This is a genomic window from Mesorhizobium opportunistum WSM2075 (genome assembly GCF_000176035.2).
GTDB classification, from domain to species: domain Bacteria; phylum Pseudomonadota; class Alphaproteobacteria; order Rhizobiales; family Rhizobiaceae; genus Mesorhizobium; species Mesorhizobium opportunistum.
In genome coordinates, this window is sequence record NC_015675.1 from 3,943,446 (window position 1) to 3,958,614 (window position 15,169).

17 protein-coding genes are annotated in these 15,169 nt (G+C 62.4%); 4 read left to right on the plus strand and 13 right to left on the minus strand.

The window, feature by feature from the left end:
* Window positions 1-13: 13 nt before the first annotated feature.
* Both MESOP_RS19010 and MESOP_RS19015 read left to right on the plus strand, forming a co-directional pair.
* Window positions 14-787: an ABC transporter permease gene (locus MESOP_RS19010; RefSeq protein WP_013894965.1), complete on the plus strand. Its 774-nt coding sequence runs from the start codon at window positions 14-16 to the stop codon at window positions 785-787.
* On the plus strand, window positions 784-1,566 hold the full coding sequence (locus MESOP_RS19015; protein ID WP_013894966.1) for an ABC transporter ATP-binding protein: 783 nt from the start codon (window positions 784-786) through the stop codon (window positions 1,564-1,566). Before MESOP_RS19010 ends, MESOP_RS19015 begins: the two co-directional genes overlap by 4 nt.
* A 31-nt stretch (window positions 1,567-1,597) precedes the next feature.
* Here the strand turns inward: MESOP_RS19015 and MESOP_RS19020 are convergent, their stop codons facing one another.
* The 3 genes from MESOP_RS19020 to MESOP_RS19025 all read right to left on the minus strand — a co-directional run bounded on the left by MESOP_RS19020 (window position 1,598) and on the right by MESOP_RS19025 (window position 3,511).
* Window positions 1,598-2,536: a GlxA family transcriptional regulator gene (locus MESOP_RS19020; RefSeq protein ID WP_412033919.1), complete on the minus strand. Its 939-nt coding sequence runs from the start codon at window positions 2,534-2,536 to the stop codon at window positions 1,598-1,600.
* Window positions 2,537-2,851: 315 nt separating this feature from the next.
* Entirely contained in the window at window positions 2,852-2,986 is a 135-nt protein-coding gene (locus MESOP_RS36595; RefSeq protein ID WP_013894968.1) for a hypothetical protein, read from the minus strand.
* A gap of 339 nt (window positions 2,987-3,325) precedes the next feature.
* Entirely contained in the window at window positions 3,326-3,511 is a 186-nt protein-coding gene (locus MESOP_RS19025) for a hypothetical protein (protein WP_013894969.1), read from the minus strand.
* A 223-nt stretch (window positions 3,512-3,734) separates the two neighbouring features.
* Between MESOP_RS19025 and MESOP_RS19030 the strand changes: the two genes are divergently transcribed.
* Complete coding sequence (locus MESOP_RS19030) at window positions 3,735-4,634, plus strand: LysR substrate-binding domain-containing protein (protein WP_013894970.1); 900 nt, start codon at window positions 3,735-3,737, stop codon at window positions 4,632-4,634.
* A 26-nt stretch (window positions 4,635-4,660) separates the two neighbouring features.
* Here MESOP_RS19030 and MESOP_RS19035 read toward each other — a convergent pair whose 3' ends face one another.
* From MESOP_RS19035 to MESOP_RS19080, 9 genes are all read right to left on the minus strand, one after another.
* Entirely contained in the window at window positions 4,661-5,614 is a 954-nt protein-coding gene (locus MESOP_RS19035) for an alpha/beta hydrolase (protein ID WP_013894971.1), read from the minus strand.
* Between the two features lie 258 nt (window positions 5,615-5,872).
* On the minus strand, window positions 5,873-6,058 hold the full coding sequence (locus MESOP_RS35715; RefSeq protein WP_013894972.1) for a hypothetical protein: 186 nt from the start codon (window positions 6,056-6,058) through the stop codon (window positions 5,873-5,875).
* Window positions 6,059-6,235: 177 nt separating this feature from the next.
* On the minus strand, window positions 6,236-8,323 hold the full coding sequence (locus MESOP_RS19045; protein WP_013894973.1) for an ASKHA domain-containing protein: 2,088 nt from the start codon (window positions 8,321-8,323) through the stop codon (window positions 6,236-6,238).
* 373 nt (window positions 8,324-8,696) lie between these two features.
* Window positions 8,697-9,671, minus strand: coding sequence for a methyltetrahydrofolate cobalamin methyltransferase (locus tag MESOP_RS19055; protein WP_013894975.1), 975 nt, complete (start codon window positions 9,669-9,671; stop codon window positions 8,697-8,699).
* 81 nt (window positions 9,672-9,752) lie between these two features.
* Window positions 9,753-10,844 carry a methylenetetrahydrofolate reductase gene (locus MESOP_RS19060; protein ID WP_013894976.1) on the minus strand — a complete coding sequence of 364 codons (1,092 nt, stop codon included), beginning with the start codon at window positions 10,842-10,844 and terminating at the stop codon, window positions 9,753-9,755.
* The gene (locus MESOP_RS19065; RefSeq protein ID WP_013894977.1) at window positions 10,841-11,470 is read right to left on the minus strand and encodes a methylenetetrahydrofolate reductase C-terminal domain-containing protein; all 630 of its coding nucleotides are present in this window, start codon (window positions 11,468-11,470) and stop codon (window positions 10,841-10,843) included. The genes MESOP_RS19060 and MESOP_RS19065 overlap by 4 nt, the downstream gene beginning before the upstream one ends.
* A complete protein-coding gene (locus MESOP_RS19070) occupies window positions 11,463-11,765 on the minus strand; it encodes a virulence factor (RefSeq protein ID WP_013894978.1) in 303 nt (100 codons plus the stop codon). The genes MESOP_RS19065 and MESOP_RS19070 overlap by 8 nt, the downstream gene beginning before the upstream one ends.
* A 203-nt stretch (window positions 11,766-11,968) precedes the next feature.
* On the minus strand, window positions 11,969-12,751 hold the full coding sequence (locus MESOP_RS19075) for a formyl transferase (RefSeq protein ID WP_013894979.1): 783 nt from the start codon (window positions 12,749-12,751) through the stop codon (window positions 11,969-11,971).
* Between the two features lie 114 nt (window positions 12,752-12,865).
* Window positions 12,866-13,441 (minus strand): DUF4893 domain-containing protein, encoded by a 576-nt coding sequence (locus tag MESOP_RS19080; protein ID WP_013894980.1) that lies wholly within the window; start codon window positions 13,439-13,441, stop codon window positions 12,866-12,868.
* A 151-nt stretch (window positions 13,442-13,592) separates the two neighbouring features.
* On the opposite strand from MESOP_RS19080, the gene MESOP_RS19085 reads away from it, so the two are divergent.
* The gene (locus MESOP_RS19085) at window positions 13,593-14,516 is read left to right on the plus strand and encodes an NAD-dependent epimerase/dehydratase family protein (RefSeq protein WP_013894981.1); all 924 of its coding nucleotides are present in this window, start codon (window positions 13,593-13,595) and stop codon (window positions 14,514-14,516) included.
* Here MESOP_RS19085 and MESOP_RS19090 read toward each other — a convergent pair.
* Window positions 14,513-15,157 (minus strand): DUF1638 domain-containing protein, encoded by a 645-nt coding sequence (locus tag MESOP_RS19090; protein WP_013894982.1) that lies wholly within the window; start codon window positions 15,155-15,157, stop codon window positions 14,513-14,515. The genes MESOP_RS19085 and MESOP_RS19090 overlap by 4 nt on opposite strands.
* Between the last annotated feature and the right edge of the window lie 12 nt (window positions 15,158-15,169).

Below are 15,169 nucleotides of genomic sequence, written 5' to 3' on the forward strand. Positions count from 1 at the left end.
GGACGATCTGACGATGCGCCCCCTGCATCCGGTCGCGCCGGGCCTCCGAACCGTGCTCGGCATTTCCTTCTTCGTGCTGTTTGTGGCGTTCTGGGCGTGGATCACACTTGGCGGGCACGTCAACCGCATCTTCCTCGCCGACCCGCTGTCAATGCTGCGAGACGGCTGGCGGCTGCTGGTCGAGGACCGTTTCTGGCTCGACATATTGATCACCATCTGGCGGGTCTTCGGCGGTTTTGTGCTGGCGTCGGTCGTTGCCGTGCCGATCGGCATCGCGATGGGCGCCTGGAAGCCGGTGGAGGCGTTTCTCGAACCTTTCGTCTCCTTCGCCCGCTATCTGCCGGCATCCGCCTTCATTCCGCTGCTCATCCTGTGGGCCGGCATCGGTGAACTGGAAAAACTGCTCGTCATCTTCGTCGGCTCGGTGTTCCAGATCATCCTGATCATTGCCGTCAAGGTGGGGTCGACGCGGCGCGACCTGGTCGAAGCCGCCTATACGCTGGGCTCGACCAACAACGGCATCGTCAAACGGGTGATCATGCCGGCCAATGCGCCAGAAATCGCCGAGACGCTGCGGCTGGTGCTCGGCTGGGCCTGGACCTATGTCATCGTCGCCGAGCTGATCGGCTCGTCGTCGGGCATCGGCTATATGATCATCAACAGCCAGTCGCGGCTGGCGACCGGGCAGATCATCTTCGGCATCATCGTCATCGGGCTGATCGGGCTGTTGTCCGATTTTGCCTTCAAGGCGTTCAACCGCTGGCTCTTTCCGTGGAGCCTGGCGTGAGCAAGCTTCTTATCGAGGGCGTTTCGCGCACCTTTGCAGGCGTGCGCGGCGGACAGCCGGTCAGGGCGCTGATGCCGGTCGACATGGCGGTTGCCGCCAACGACTTCATCACCATTCTGGGGCCGTCCGGCTGCGGAAAATCGACATTGCTTAGGATCGTCGCTGGCCTCGAAGCGCCGAGCGAAGGCCGTGTGCTGCTCGACGGCAAGGCGGTGACGCGACCGGGACCGGATCGCGGCATGGTCTTCCAGTCCTACACGCTGTTTCCGTGGCTGACGGTGGCCGAGAATATCGCCTTCGGCCTGCGCAAACGCGGCACGGCGCAAAAGGAGCGCGACGGGGTCGTCGCTTCCTATGTCGATCTCGTCGGGCTGAAAGGGTTCGAGAACCATTGGCCGAAGCAGCTTTCCGGCGGCATGCAGCAGCGCACGGCGATTGCCCGGGCGCTGGCCAACGATCCCGAGATCCTGTTGCTGGACGAGCCGTTCGGCGCGCTCGACAACCAGACGCGCGGGCTGATGCAGGAATTGCTGCTCGGCATCTGGGAACGGCGCAAGAAGACGGTGCTGTTCGTCACCCACGACATCGAGGAGGCGATCTTCATGGCCTCGCGGGTGATCGTGATGACGGCGCGGCCCGGCAGCATCAAGTCGGATGTCGCCATCGACCTCCCGCATCCGCGCTATTACACGCTCAAAACCAGTCCGGAATTCTCCGCGCTGAAGGCGCGGCTGACCGAGGATATCCGCGTCGAGGCGATGCGGACGGCGCAGGCGTAGCCGACCGAGGCCTGACCGGCGGAATTGCGGGTCAGGCGGCCAGCAGCTGCTTGCGGTCGACGCGCTCCTGCTGCGGCGAGCGGGCGTAAAGCTCGCGGTAGCATTTGGAGAAATGCGAGGCCGAGACGAAGCCGCAGGCGACAGCCACCTCGACCACCGGCATCGACGACTGGATCAGCAGGTGCCGGGCGCGGTCGAGCCGGATTTCCAGGTAGTAGCGGGCAGGGGAGCGGCCCATCTCGGTGCGGAACAGGCGCTCGATCTGGCGCCGCGACAGGTCGACATGGTCGGCGATCTCGATCAGCGACAGCGGCTCGGAGAGGTTGCCTTCCATTAGCTCGATGATGGTCAGCACTTTCGAGTTCTGCACGCCGAGGCGGGCACGCAGCGGCAGGCGCTGGCGGTCGGTCGGGCTGCGCACGCGGTCGGTCAGCACCTGCTCGCAGACGCGGTTGACGAGGCTCTCGTCGAAATCGTCGCCGATCAGCTTCAGCATCATGTCGAGTGCTGCGGTGCCGCCGGCGCAGGTGTAGATGTTCTGGTCGATCTCGAAGAGGTCGGCAAAGACATTGGCCTTGGGAAACGCCTCGGAAAAGCCCGGCAGGTTTTCCCAATGAATGGCGCAGCGCTTGTTGGACAGCAGACCGGCGGCGGCGAGGATATGCGCGCCGGTGCACAGGCCGCCGACGGCGACACCGCGATTGTACTCTTCGCGCAGCCAGGCGAAGGCCGACTTGTTATGGTAGCGCTCGACATCGATGCCGCTGCAGACGATGGCCATGTTGGGCCGTTCAGGACCCGCCATCTTCTTGCGCTCCTCCTCGAGCGAGGTGTTGACGGCGCATTCGACACCGTTGGAGGCGCGCACCGGCTTGCCGTCGATGCTGGCCAGGCGCCAGCGATAGGCCTCGTAACCGAGCATGCGGTTGGCCGAACGCAGCGGGTCGAGCGCGGTCGCAAAAGCGATCATGGTGAAGTCGGGGACAAGAAAGAACACAAACGATCGCTTGATCGGATGCTTTACGGCGTTCAAGGGAACCTCACACAGCCATGACGCGAACAGGATGTCGCGAATAGCATAGCGTCATCAGGAAAAGCCATGCTTGTCAATCGGCTATGCCGCCTGGACGCGATTAAATTTGCGACATGGGTCGCAAATGGGCAATGCGATCGATGAACCCCGCGGGAGCGGGTGAGGTGGAAACAAAAACGCCGCCTCGGCCAAGGCCGGGCGGCGTTGCAGTCATGGGAGCAGCGGCAGGGACGCGCTGCCCCGAAGAAATCTTCAGGCGACGAAGCCGAGGCGTGCAGCAGCCATGGCGCCGGTCTGGCCGGGCATGGTGTTGGCGAGGCGCTGACGCTCGAGAGCGGTCGTCAGGTTCATTTCGCGGCGGGCGAAGAGGCGGGCAAAAAGCTTCATGATCATCTCCATTCGGTTGCTCAGACGGGTCGCCTTCGCTTGATGGAGTGGGGCAGCTCGTTTGCTGGCGGTGATATAGGCTTGTGTAAGCAGAAACTAAATCGCAAAAGCGAAGCGCTTGATATGAAAAGCGACATCAGATGCGACAAATTTGGGCATGATGCTCAGAATCTATTATTGTTTACAGCCGGTTAGTTCAAAATTCGGGATGCTATGCGGCTTGTTCATATGCGCCATGCAGCGGCAGCATGGCTCGTGAATTCATTTGAATGCAAATAAAATAGAGAAGGCCTGCCGGGCGGGTGGCGCGGCAGGCCTTCAGCATTTGATACACACGATTTACTTTGCTCCAGCCCAGGATCCGATGCCGTTGCGAATACCGGCCTTGGCGTCGGAGGCTTCAGGCCAGCCAATATCCTTTTGCAGTTCGATCGGCAGGGAACGGATGGCACGTTCGGTCTGGTAGCGGGCACGGGCCTCGCTGAATTCGGTCGCGATGCGGCCGAGGGACGACAGGATAGACATTTCATTCTCCCTTATGTGCCGGACAGGGGTGCCAGGCAGTGGCTGGTTACGTCATGTCTGTTTCAGCTTCATTTCATGTCGAATGCGGATCTGTGTCGTGTTGGTTTCATGATTGCATCTGGCAGCATCCTGCTTCGACAAGATTGACTATCCTCCCAAACTGATGTTCAATCAAACGAAATGGAATGATGCTTTGTATCAGAAAAATTGAAGGTCGATCGCCATGAACGCCCCACTCAATCATCCGCTGCCGCTGCTCGATCTCGACGTTTTGCGCACTTTCGTGGCGATTGCCGAGACCGGCAGCTTCACCACCGCCGCCAACGCCGTCTTCCGCACGCCGTCCGCGGTGTCGATGCAGATCAAGAAGCTGGAAGACATTCTCGGCCGCTCGGTGTTCGCGCGCGACGCGCGTTCGGTGACGCTCACCACGGACGGCGAGATGCTGCTGGGCTATGCCCGCCGGCTGTTGTCGATCAACCGCGAGGTGGTGTCGAAGTTCATCATCCCCGATATCGTCGGCGTGGTGCGGCTCGGTTCGCCGGATGACTATGGCGAGCGCGTGCTGCCGCATGTGCTGAAGCGCTTCGCGCAGTCGCATCCCTCGATCGCGGTCGACGTCACCATCGACCAGAGCAGCAACCTGCGCCGGCGCATGGACGACCGCGCGCTCGACATCACGCTCCTGACCAATTCCTACAAGACCAGCGCGCTCGGCGCCGAGGTGCTCTTGACCGAGCCGATCGTATGGGCCGGCGCCAAGGGCGGCTGCGCGCATCTGCGCGAGCCCTTGCCGGTGTCGCTATGGGAAGAGGGCTGCGCCTGGCGCGCCGGCGCGCTCGAAGCGCTGAGCCGCGAAGGGCGCAATTACCGCATTGCCTATATGAGCGCCCATACGGCCGGCCAGCGGGCCGCCATCATGTCCGACCTCGCCGTGGCGCCGCTGCCGAAGTCCTTCCTCGGCAACGACATGGTCGAACTCTGCCCGAAGGACGGCATGCCCGACATCGGCACTTACAATCTGGCCATGGTGGTGGCGCCGGACGCCAGCGCTCCGGTCAAGGCTGTCGCCGACCACATCCGTGCCACCTTCGAAGTGTTCCGGGAAACCGGCAAGTTCTGATCCGCCAGCGTGTGGGACTGAAAGCGCTACTCCGCCGCCTCGGCGGAGGGAGCTTCGAAGCTTGTTCTGGTGCCTTGGCTGATCGGTGCACCGACGTCGTTGAGGAACGTGACGATGTGCTGGCGCGCGCGGCGCGATTCCGGCATGTCGATCAGCGGCCAGACATGAAACATGCCTTCCTCGTACACGAGCTCGACATCAACGCCGGCTGCGCGCGCTTTTTGCGCGAAGATCAGATTGTCGGGTGTGAGGAGATCGCGCGAGCCCGTCAGAAGCAATGTCTTGGGCAACACCGAGAGATCGCCATAAACCGGACTGATATGCCAGTCGGTGGGAAGCATTCCGGCACTGTAGAGCCGGATCGCCTCCCGTCCGCCGGCAATGCCCAACCAGGGATCGTTCCTCTCCGCTTCGAAAACTTCGGGGTTTGCAAGCGAAACGTCGAGCCCTGGTGAAATCAGAACATGGCGCGATGGCGGCGGCAGACCCTGTTCGGCCGCCATCATGGTCAGCACCACAGCCATGTTGCCACCGGCGGAATCGCCCATGAAGACGATGTCCTCAGGGTCGGTCTCGTCGAGCATCCGGCGATAGACGTCGCCAACCATGCCGAACATGGCGTGGAAGTCATGCTCGGGAGCGATGGGATAGATCGGCACGGTGACGGCATAGCCCAGACGGTCGGCCATGTCGGCAATCAGGTGCCAATGATACGGCGTGATTTCAAAGACATAGGCGCCGCCGTGCAGGTAGAGAATCCGCTTTCGCTCACCGGCCTTGGGGGCGATCTCGTAGACCGGAAAGCCGTCGACGGTACTTGTCTGGATGTTGAGGCGCTGCTGCAGCGAGGCCGGCGGATGATGATCTTCGGTTTTGCGCGCGGCCGCGATCCAGCGCTGCAGGTTTTCCGGGCTGGAAAACGCCTTCTTGCGGCTGTGCCTGAGCACGAAGGAAACAACGTGGCTTTTCAAACTTGGCATGCGGATACACGAACTTCGGCGGCAGCCGACTAAGAGAATTCCTCTCTTTTTTGAAGATCGGGTGCTGGCCGAAAATGTCAAGATTTACGCCGTGTGCCACACGGTGGTGTGATCCGCCCGCATGGACGCTGAACCGCGATAAGCAGCGCGGTCAGCGGCGCGGCAAGAGTGCTGCGCGCAATCGGTTGCTGGTGGCCGCCGGGGACATGCGAGGTCTCCGGCGGATGCCGAGCAATTTGCATTTGTCGGCGAAGGTCATCAGCGTGGCGTACCCAGAAGCAGCGAGGTGAGCGCGGCCTGCGGGTCATTCTGCGGCGATGCCGGCCAACCAATGTCCTTCTGGACATGCGCCGGCAGGCTGTTCAGCGCGCGGGTCGCCTTGTTCCTGGCGTGGGCCTGCCTGATGGTCGCACCGAAGCGGCCGAGATTTTCGAACATCGACATTTTCATCTCCCTTGAAGAGCAGCGGCGGCCGAGGGTTTGTCCTTGGCCGCCGTGCGATGCCGGGTAAATGCGCCTGCCATGTATCGGATTGATTTCGCGAAAACAGCGGTTTGGTTTCCGGATTTGGCGATCCGGAAACATTTGCATACAAATGAATTGAATGCGTAAGGGCGCGGCCTATTCGCGGCCGCGCCTTGCCGCGTGGCCTTCGCGTGAGCGCCGGCGCGGTGTGGTGTCGCCGGCGACGCCATCCTCGCTGACCGTCTTGCGTGGCGGCAGTTTCACCGCCGCCGACAATTTCGGGAACGGATCGACCTTGTTGGGCAGCGCCATGGCGTAGACGAAATGCTCCTGGAATTTCGGCTCCAGCGCGGTCTCGATCTTCTCGATCTGGCTCACCGTCTCCTCGATCTCGCGGCGATAGCCGCGATTGAGCAGCGCCATGCGCGCACCGGCGCCGGCGGCGTTGCCGACGGCCGAGACCTTGTCGAGATCGCAATCGGGGATCAGGCCCAGCACCATGGCGTATTTCGGGTCGATGAAGGAACCGAAGGCGCCAGCGAAGTGGATGCGGTCGACATGCTCGGTGTTCTGCTTTTCCATCAACAGCTTGGTGCCGGCATAGAGCGCCGCCTTGGCGAGTTGGATCGCGCGCACGTCGGTCTGGGTGATGGTTATCTTGGGCCCATCTTCCTTTGACGCAGAGCCTTCCTTCAGCACATAGGAGAAGGTGCGGCCATTGGCGACGACCCGCGGTGAGCGCGCGGCCAACGATCCGTCGACGACGCCATCCTCGGAAATGATGCCGGCGAGATACATCTCGGCCACGATCTCGATGATGCCGGAGCCGCAGATGCCGGTGACGCCGGTCGCCTGCACACTGTCGAGGAAGCCCGGTTCGTCGGACCACAGTTCGGAGCCGATGACGCGGTATTTTGGCTCCAGCGTCTCCGGATCGATACGCACGCGCTCGATGGCGCCGGGGGCGGCTCGCTGGCCGCCGGAGATTTCAGCACCTTCGAAGGCGGGACCGGTCGGAGAAGAGGCGGCCACGACCCGCGCGCGGTTGCCGAGCACGATCTCTGCATTGGTGCCGACATCGACGATCAGCATCATCTCGTCCTGGCGGTGCGGGCCTTCCGACAGTGTCACCGCCGCCGCGTCGGCGCCGACATGGCCGGCGATGCAAGGCAGCATGTAGAGCCGGGCGCCCTGGTTGAGCTTCAGGCCGATGTCGGAGGCTTTGATGCGCACCGCTCCGGAGACGGCGAGCGCGAAGGGGGCGCCACCGAGTTCGGTCGGGTCGATGCCGAGGAACAGATGGTGCATGATCGGATTGCCGACGAAGACGGAATCCAGGATGTCGTTACGCTGGACGTTGCCTTCCGCGCAGACCTTGTCGACGAGGCTGGAGATCGCCTCACGCACGGCGACCGTCATGCCTTCGCGGCCGTCCGGGTTCATCATCACGTAGGAGACACGGCTCATCAGATCCTCGCCGAAGCGGATCTGCGGGTTCGACGTGCCCGACGAGGCGGCGACGCGGCCGGACAGCAACGACACCAGGTGCATGGCGATGGTGGTCGAGCCGATATCGCAGGCGAGACCATAGGCCTCGTTCTTGAGGCCCGGCCACAGCGCGATGACCCGCGCGATGTCGCTGTCGGCATCCTTGTGGATGGCGGCCGTGGCGGTCCAGTTGCCCTTGCGCAATATGCCCTGCACCTGCGGCAGCAGGTAGAAATCGAATTCGAGGTTTTTGAAGCCCCAGTCTTTCATCAGCGCGATCTTGAGCCGATCGAGGTCGCCTGATGGATTGTGCATGTCGGGCTCTTCGATCTCGACATAGCACATGCGGATCGCCGTATCGCGGGCGATCACCCTGGTGTCGGCGTCCTTGCGGATGGTCTGCGCATTGATGACCGTATCCTGCGGTACGTCGATGACGAGGTCGCCGAGAATCTGCGCCGAGCAGGAGAGGCGGCGCCGTTCGGGCAGGCCGCGCACGCGCTCGTAGCGCTCTTCCTTCGGACCCTTGGGCGAAATGTGGTCGTTGGACGAGACGATCTTGTGCTTGGCGAAATTGCCTTCCTGCACCTCGACTTGGCAGCGTCCGCACGTTGCGCGCCCACCGCACACGCTTTCGACATAGACGCCAAGCTGGCGCGCGGCATCCAGAACCGGCGTGCCGACAGGAAACCGCCCGCGCTTGCCCGACGGCATGAACAGCACGAGCGGATCGGTGATGTTTGCAGGTGAATTCATCGCTTGTCGTTTAGCCGCCCGTACTGTCGATTGTTAGCTTGAAATAGGCGGTAAGAGCAGCAAACGCTACAAGATTGAAAGCAAAGAAAAATCTGACGAAATTCCTAGTATATCTCACGTGTAGCGGAAGGAATTCGGGTACTCTAAGTGCCCATACGACGAAGAGTGAAAAAAGCAGGACGTCCATGTAGAGGATATAAGGTCCCCATTTTAGAATGCCGGCAGAAAACAAAACAAAATCCTGCTTCTCAGGGAAAACCAAGAATCGGGTTACGCAAAAAATGACGATGCCCGGAACCGAGAGGGTTCCAAGTAAAAGGAGTTGGACTTTGCCTATGGAGATCCGTTGGTCTCCCATTTCAATGTGCCTCGTTTATCCCCGGCCCATCCGGGCCTCACGACCGCCGCGGCGGCGGCCACCGTTGCCGTTGCCTTCGCCCGGCGCATTGACCGCTGTCGGCGCCGCGACCGCATGGCCGCCTTCGGCCGGCTTGTAGTCCTTGTAGGTGCGGATCCAGTTGGTGCAGTTCTCATCGGTGCCGTTGAGCACATTGGCGCCGCGCACGGCTTCCATTTCCTGCGGACGCACCGGGTTCATGATCGCCGAGGTCATGCCGGCGCCGATCACCATCGGGATGAAGGCGGCGTTGATGCCGTGGCGATGCGGCAGGCCAAACGAGATGTTGGACAGACCGCAGGTGGTGTTGACCTTGAGTTCCTCACGCAGGCGGCGCAGCAGCGCGAACACCTGGCGGCCGGCATCGCCCAGCGCGCCGATCGGCATGACCAGCGGGTCGACGACCACGTCATGCGCCGGAATGCCGAAATCGGCACAGCGCTGCACGATCTTCTTGGCGACGGCGAAACGCACGTCCGGGTCCATCGAGATGCCAGTCTCGTCATTGGAGATGGCAACGACCGGCACATTGTACTTCTTGATCAGCGGCAGGATGGCTTCGAGCTTTTCCTCCTCGCCGGTGACGGAGTTGACCAGCGGGCGGCCCTTGGCGACCTTGAGCGCCGCTTCGATCGCGGCGGTGACGGAGGAGTCGATCGACAGCGGCAGGTCGACGAGGCCCTGGACGATCTCCAGCGTCTGCACCAGCAGCGCCGGCTCGGTCGCGTTGGGGTCGACAGCGGTCACGCCGGCATTGACGTCGAGCATTGTGGCGCCGCAAGCGGCCTGTTCCAGCGCGTCCTTGATGACGGTCTCGAAATTACCGGCGATCATTTCGGCGGCGAGCTTCTTGCGGCCGGTCGGGTTGATGCGCTCGCCGATCACGCAGAAGGGCTGGTCGAAGCCGATGATGATTTCTCGTGTCGCCGAGGCGACGATGGTCCGGGTCATGAAATCTCTCCGTCGTGATATAAAGAGTTCTTTATATCGTTATCTCTTCTTGATCAAGCGAATGGTCGCTCTCCGCACGGATCAATGCGCGGTCTTCACCATGTCCACCTGGGTTTCGGTAATCTCGTCGTGCAGGATATGGTCGAGCCGGTCGGCGACCATCTGGTCGTCGCGGCGAATCTCACGCTTCCAGGGCTGGCGGCCCTTGAGCACGCCCGATTCATCGACGATCTCGGCGACGTACTCCTCCTGGCGGTAGGCCATCACATGGATGCCCGAGACGCCGGGGATTTCCTTCACCTCGTTGATGATGTCGGTGCAGAGCTGCTTGCCTTCCTTCTTCTGGTCCTGGGCGCCCTCCAGCCGCTTGATGATGGCATCCGGGATATGGATGCCCGGCACGTTGGAGCGGATCCACTTGGCGGTCTTGGCCGAGGCGAGCGGGCCGACGCCGCACAGGATGAAGACTTTTTCTGTATGCCCCAAGTCCCGCGCCTTCTGCATGAAGGTCCTGAACATCGGCACGTCGAAGCAATACTGCGTCTGCACGAACTGCGCGCCGGCGGCGATCTTCTTGCCGAGATGGATCGGGCGGAAATCGAAGGGCGGCGCGAACGGATTGACGGCCGCACCCAGGAACAGCTGCGGCGGCGTGGTGAGCTTGCGGCCGGACAGGAACTTGCCGTTGTCGCGCATGATGCGGCAGGTCTCGAGCAGCGACATGGAATCGAGGTCGAACACCGGCTTGGCGCCGGGCTGGTCGCCGGCCTGGACGCCATCGCCGGTCAGGCACAGCATATTGGCCACGCCCATCGCAGCACCGCCGAGCACGTCGCCCTGGATGGCGATGCGGTTCTTGTCGCGGCAGGCGATCTGCATGATCGGTGCATAGCCCATGCGCGTCAGCAGCGCGCAGATGCCGACCGAGGACATGTGGCAGTTGGCGCCGGACGCATCGACCGCGTTGATGGCGTCGACCCAGCCGTCGAAGATCTTCGCCCTGTTATAGACGTCTTCCGGGTCTGCGCTGTCGGGCGGATTGAGCTCGGTGGTCACCGCGAATTCGCCGCGCCGCAGCACGCGCTCGAGCCGGCCACGCGAGGTGTGGCCGGGCAGGGGGTCGAGCGGCAGGTGAATGCCGGCCGGGTTCTCGTCACGCTGGCGGCCGATCATGCGGCGGCTCCGGTCTTGGCATCTGCGGTTTTGGCATCGGCCGCGGCCTGACGGGCTGCCGCCGCCTGGGCGGTGACGCGCAGCCAGGCCGAGGTTTCGCGCAGCGACTGGTCGACCGGCTTCTGGACGGTCAGGATCTTGTCGGAATTGACCATGTTCTGCGAGCCTTCCCAGGCCTTGACCCAGACGCAGGGCATATCAGGCTCGACCTCGCAATTGCCGTTGGCGCGCACGCCGCCGCAGGGGCCGTTGCGCAACTGCTTGGGGCAGTTCATCGGGCACGACATGCCGGTCGAGGACAATATGCATTGGCCGCACATGCGGCAGTCGAACATGAAGCCTTTTACGCGCTTCTCGACGAACTTGATCGGGGCCTCGACGCGGCCGTAGCCGATGCCTTTCCACAAGGGATGCAGCAGCAGGAACATGTCGGCGAACCTGGAGTAGAACCATTCGAGCAATCGCGAGTGCCGCACAGACCACAATCTAACGGCGAACGAGCGCTGCACGCGCCGCTGCGGCGACACGTCGGCCGGCTTGTAGTCGGATTTCGGCGCTGCCTTCTTGTTGAGCGTGGCTTGGGTAACCGCCGCCCCTTCCTTGTTGACGGGAGTGGTCTCAGACATTTTCTTTGCCGCCCGCTTTCACCAGAGCGACCAGCCGCTCACGGTCATACTTCGCGTCGATATCGTTGAATGCCTTTTCGACCTCGGCGTCGAGGTCGTCGCCGACCGGGATCGGATCGGCCTTGCGCCATTCGGCCAGATAGTCGTCCGTGCCGCCGGCGCCGGTGCGCATGGCGCACATGTCGATCGCCTCGGTGAAGCGCAAAGGCAGCTCACGCTTGGCATTCTGCCGGCCTTTCTTGACAATGACCTGGGCAGGGATGTCGCGCCAGTAGACGACGATCAGATCGGCCATGAATTCTCACTCCTCGAACTATCGAGCATTGCCGCATGCGCAATGGGGCCGCTTGTTATGGGACGACGCGCGCGCATTCAAAAGCGACGCATTTCAATGTCGTAAAATGAAAGGTGCGTTTATTCGTTTCCGGCACGGGCGACGGCAGGCCCAGCGCGACGGAAAAGCCGGCGTGCGGCAAGTGGCTCGGGGTGAGGAATCCGCTACCAGATGCCGGTTCTGATGCCTGTCCAGACGTAGAACCAGATCGTCGGGTGGTACCATTGCCGCGACGGCAGGCCGGGGTCGAAGGTGGTGAGCTTTCCGGCCAGCACGTCGCTGATGGCCTCGACGCAGATGTCGCGCGAGAATGCTGTCTGCCGGAGCGCATAGCTGGAAATGGTGTCGCCCCGTTTGGGCTGGCCGCGCACCTGTTTCAGCACCGCACCGGTGTCGACGCCGGGATCGACCAGATGCACGGTGGTGCCGAAATTCTGGCGATCGCCCGATGTCAGGGCCCAGTAGCCGCCATTCATGCCGCGGTATTTCGGCGTGATGCCGGCGTGATAGTTGAGTACCGGGCAAGGCATCCTGGCCAACATGTCCTTCGACAACAGCCGGCAGCCGTTGAGCAGGACGACGCCAGGCTGGAGCTTCTGGATCGCCTCGAGGCACTCCGGCCCGTTTGCCGAGGCAACATGGATGATCTCCTGGTCCCGCCTGGGCTCGGTCTCGAGTTTCTCCTCGGCGATCAACCGTGCGGCATGGCTGACGAGGAACCGTTTCCCCAGCCTGCTCAGCACCATCGTGCCAAGCTGGCCGATGGCGGAGATCCAGCCTTGGCGACGAGCCCGGCCAATGAGCAATTGCTTTTTGGATTCAGGGGTTTCGAGGACGACGCTTACAGGGCCGACGCGGTCCGCGATCGCGTTGATCATGGCCCAGACATGCTGGCCTCCTCCCGTGACGACCACGATCGGACGCGGACTGGACTGCGATGCTGCCATGGATCTTGCCACCCTCCAAGCGACCCGTTCTCGACAATGGGCCGGATGCTAGGCGGGGCGGGTTAATTGTTGGTGTGTCCAAAGCTCGCCAGGCAAGACATGAAAGGACCCGGGTCAGCGCTTGAATTCGAGGATGTCGAGCTTCGATTCATAGTAGGGGGCGGGAAATTCGATGCGCCATTCGCTGGCGCCGGTGCGGAAGGCATAGCCGACCTGGTCGCTCTGCGGACCGCTGCCGTAAGGCTTTGCCGGATCCTCGTTGACGGTGAAGGAGCCGAGATAGATGGCACGCTTTTCGCCGTCGTCGAAGAAGCGGCCCTTGGTGCGCTGCGAACCGCTCACCTTTTCCAGCCGCCAGCCGGAGCTGTCATCGGTCACCTTGCACTTGAACCAGCCATAGATGACGAGCGCCGACGTTCCGCCCGCCTTGATGGTGCGGCACTGCCAGTTGCCGGTCAGGTCCTTGTTGGAAAAGGACACCAGGGGCTTCGCAACCAAGGCGTCGAGCTGCTTGACCTCGGCCGGGTTGCCGGCCTTCGCCTCGGCAAGTGCCGCCTTGCGCGTGTCGCCATATTTGTCGAGTCGGGCCTTGTCGGCAGGCGTGATCAGCTTTTGCACCTGGCCGTCGGCAAGGGCGGGCAGGGTGCAGCAGAGCAGGCCGATGGCGGCGAAAAGGGGACGAAGGATCATCTGGAACTCCCTGGATAAAATGGCAATCGATAAAAAATGGCAGTTAATGTCTGGAGCGGTGCCGCTGCCAGCCGATGACTGACTTTACCGGGTCGCTCGCGCCTGTCATCCGTGCTTAACAGCGTCACCATCAAAAATCATGGTGTGACGCATGCGAATCTTGCTCACGGGATCGTCGGGTTGGCTGGGCGGCGCGCTCGCGCCGCGCTTGCGTGCCCTTGGCCATGACGTCATCGGGCTCGATCCCGTGCCGTCTTCGCAGACCCGCATTGTCGGCTCGATCGCCGACCGTGACCTTCTCCTGCGCACGGTCGGCGACAACCGTATCGAAGCCATCATCCACAGCGGAGCGCTGCACAAGCCCAACATCGAGAGCCGCGCCAACAGCGATTTCGTGGCCACCAACGTACAGGGCACGCTGAACCTGCTCGACGCGGCGGTGACGGCCGGTGTGGAGCGTTTCGTCTTCACGTCGACGACCTCGCTAATGATCTCGCAGGGGATACGCGACGGGTTCAGGGGCGGTGCGCGCAAGGCCGCCTGGCTGACGGAGGCGATGTCGCCCGAGCCACGCAACATCTATGGCGTCACCAAGCTTTCGGCCGAACATCTTTGCCGTCTCTATCATCTTCAGCACGGCCTGCCGGTGGTCGTGCTGCGCACGGCCCGCTTCTTTCCCGAAGCCGACGACATGGCGCATGCGATCGAACAGTCTGATGCCAACACCAAGGCGAATGAATTGCTGTTCCGGCGGCTGACGGTGGAAGATGCGGCCGAGGCCCATGTCGCTGCCTTGGAGAAGGCGCCGCAGCTTGGCTTCGATACTTTCATAGTCTCGGCGCCGACTCCGTTTCAGCCCGACGACTGCGACGCGCTGATCAGGGACGCGCCCTCGGTCGTCGAGCGCTATTTCCCTGACTTTCCGGCGCTTTACGCGCGAAAGGGCTGGACGATGTTTTCCTCCATCGACCGGGTCTATGACGCATCGCGGGCGCGAGACAGGCTGGGTTTCGTCTGCAAGACGAGCTTCGCCGACGTGCTGGCTGCACTGCGGGTGGAAAAGGGGCCGGTCTAGCGTAGTGGCGGCATGGCGGCAGCCGCGGCTTTCGCCATTCCGGCCGTCAGGTCGCCATAGCCGGTCGCGCGCCGCTCATAAGCGAGGCCGAGCAGGGCGGCGGCCTTTTCCGCAACCTTGTCGAGCTCCGGATCGTCGGTCTGGGCGAGATAGATCAGCTTCTCGTAATTGCCGAAATAGTCCTTGATCAGCTCCGGGTGCTTGTCGAGGCCGAGCGGCTTCATGAAGAAGGCGTCGAACTGACGACACAGGAAATCCGTCATGTAGAAGGACATCATGTCGTCGTCGGCGACTTTCGCATAGGCGTCCATGCCCTGGTAAAAGGCGAAGCAATGCGGGCCGGCCATGCGCTCGACGCCGTGCTTCTCGCAGACCCGGTCGAGCAGGCCGCCAGTGCCGCAATCGGCATAGCCGACGAAGATGTGCTTGTAGCCCTCGGCCTTGGCCTTCTCTATCGCCTTGTCCATGGCGGGCGCGATGCGGTCGGGATAGAAATGAAACTCCGCCGGCAGACAGGTCAATTCGAGGTGATCGAGCCCGAGCTGTTCCTTGACGGCCAACACCTCGCGCGCAATCATCCCGCAGGCGATGACGAGCAGCCTGTCGTCTTGATTCGGGTTTGTTTTCAGTGTTTTGACCATGGAACCAGCCGA

Bases quoted from the DNA above. Each gene is read 5' to 3' on its own strand.
- MESOP_RS19075 (WP_013894979.1), bottom strand. From the start codon at position 12,751: ATGGCAGCATCGCAGTCCAGTCCGCGTCCGATCGTGGTCGTCACGGGA.
- MESOP_RS19045 (WP_013894973.1), bottom strand. From the start codon at position 8,323: ATGAATTCACCTGCAAACATCACCGATCCGCTCGTGCTGTTCATGCCG.
- MESOP_RS19035 (WP_013894971.1), bottom strand. From the start codon at position 5,614: ATGCCAAGTTTGAAAAGCCACGTTGTTTCCTTCGTGCTCAGGCACAGC.
- MESOP_RS19070 (WP_013894978.1), bottom strand. From the start codon at position 11,765: ATGGCCGATCTGATCGTCGTCTACTGGCGCGACATCCCTGCCCAGGTC.
- MESOP_RS19085 (WP_013894981.1), top strand. From the start codon at position 13,593: ATGCGAATCTTGCTCACGGGATCGTCGGGTTGGCTGGGCGGCGCGCTC.
- MESOP_RS19080 (WP_013894980.1), bottom strand. From the start codon at position 13,441: ATGATCCTTCGTCCCCTTTTCGCCGCCATCGGCCTGCTCTGCTGCACC.
- MESOP_RS19020 (WP_412033919.1), bottom strand. From the start codon at position 2,536: ATGATCGCTTTTGCGACCGCGCTCGACCCGCTGCGTTCGGCCAACCGC.
- MESOP_RS19055 (WP_013894975.1), bottom strand. From the start codon at position 9,671: ATGACCCGGACCATCGTCGCCTCGGCGACACGAGAAATCATCATCGGC.
- MESOP_RS19030 (WP_013894970.1), top strand. From the start codon at position 3,735: ATGAACGCCCCACTCAATCATCCGCTGCCGCTGCTCGATCTCGACGTT.
- MESOP_RS19025 (WP_013894969.1), bottom strand. From the start codon at position 3,511: ATGTCTATCCTGTCGTCCCTCGGCCGCATCGCGACCGAATTCAGCGAG.
- MESOP_RS19060 (WP_013894976.1), bottom strand. From the start codon at position 10,844: ATGATCGGCCGCCAGCGTGACGAGAACCCGGCCGGCATTCACCTGCCG.
- MESOP_RS36595 (WP_013894968.1), bottom strand. From the start codon at position 2,986: ATGAAGCTTTTTGCCCGCCTCTTCGCCCGCCGCGAAATGAACCTGACG.
- MESOP_RS19090 (WP_013894982.1), bottom strand. From the start codon at position 15,157: ATGGTCAAAACACTGAAAACAAACCCGAATCAAGACGACAGGCTGCTC.
- MESOP_RS35715 (WP_013894972.1), bottom strand. From the start codon at position 6,058: ATGTCGATGTTCGAAAATCTCGGCCGCTTCGGTGCGACCATCAGGCAG.
- MESOP_RS19010 (WP_013894965.1), top strand. From the start codon at position 14: ATGCGCCCCCTGCATCCGGTCGCGCCGGGCCTCCGAACCGTGCTCGGC.
- MESOP_RS19065 (WP_013894977.1), bottom strand. From the start codon at position 11,470: ATGTCTGAGACCACTCCCGTCAACAAGGAAGGGGCGGCGGTTACCCAA.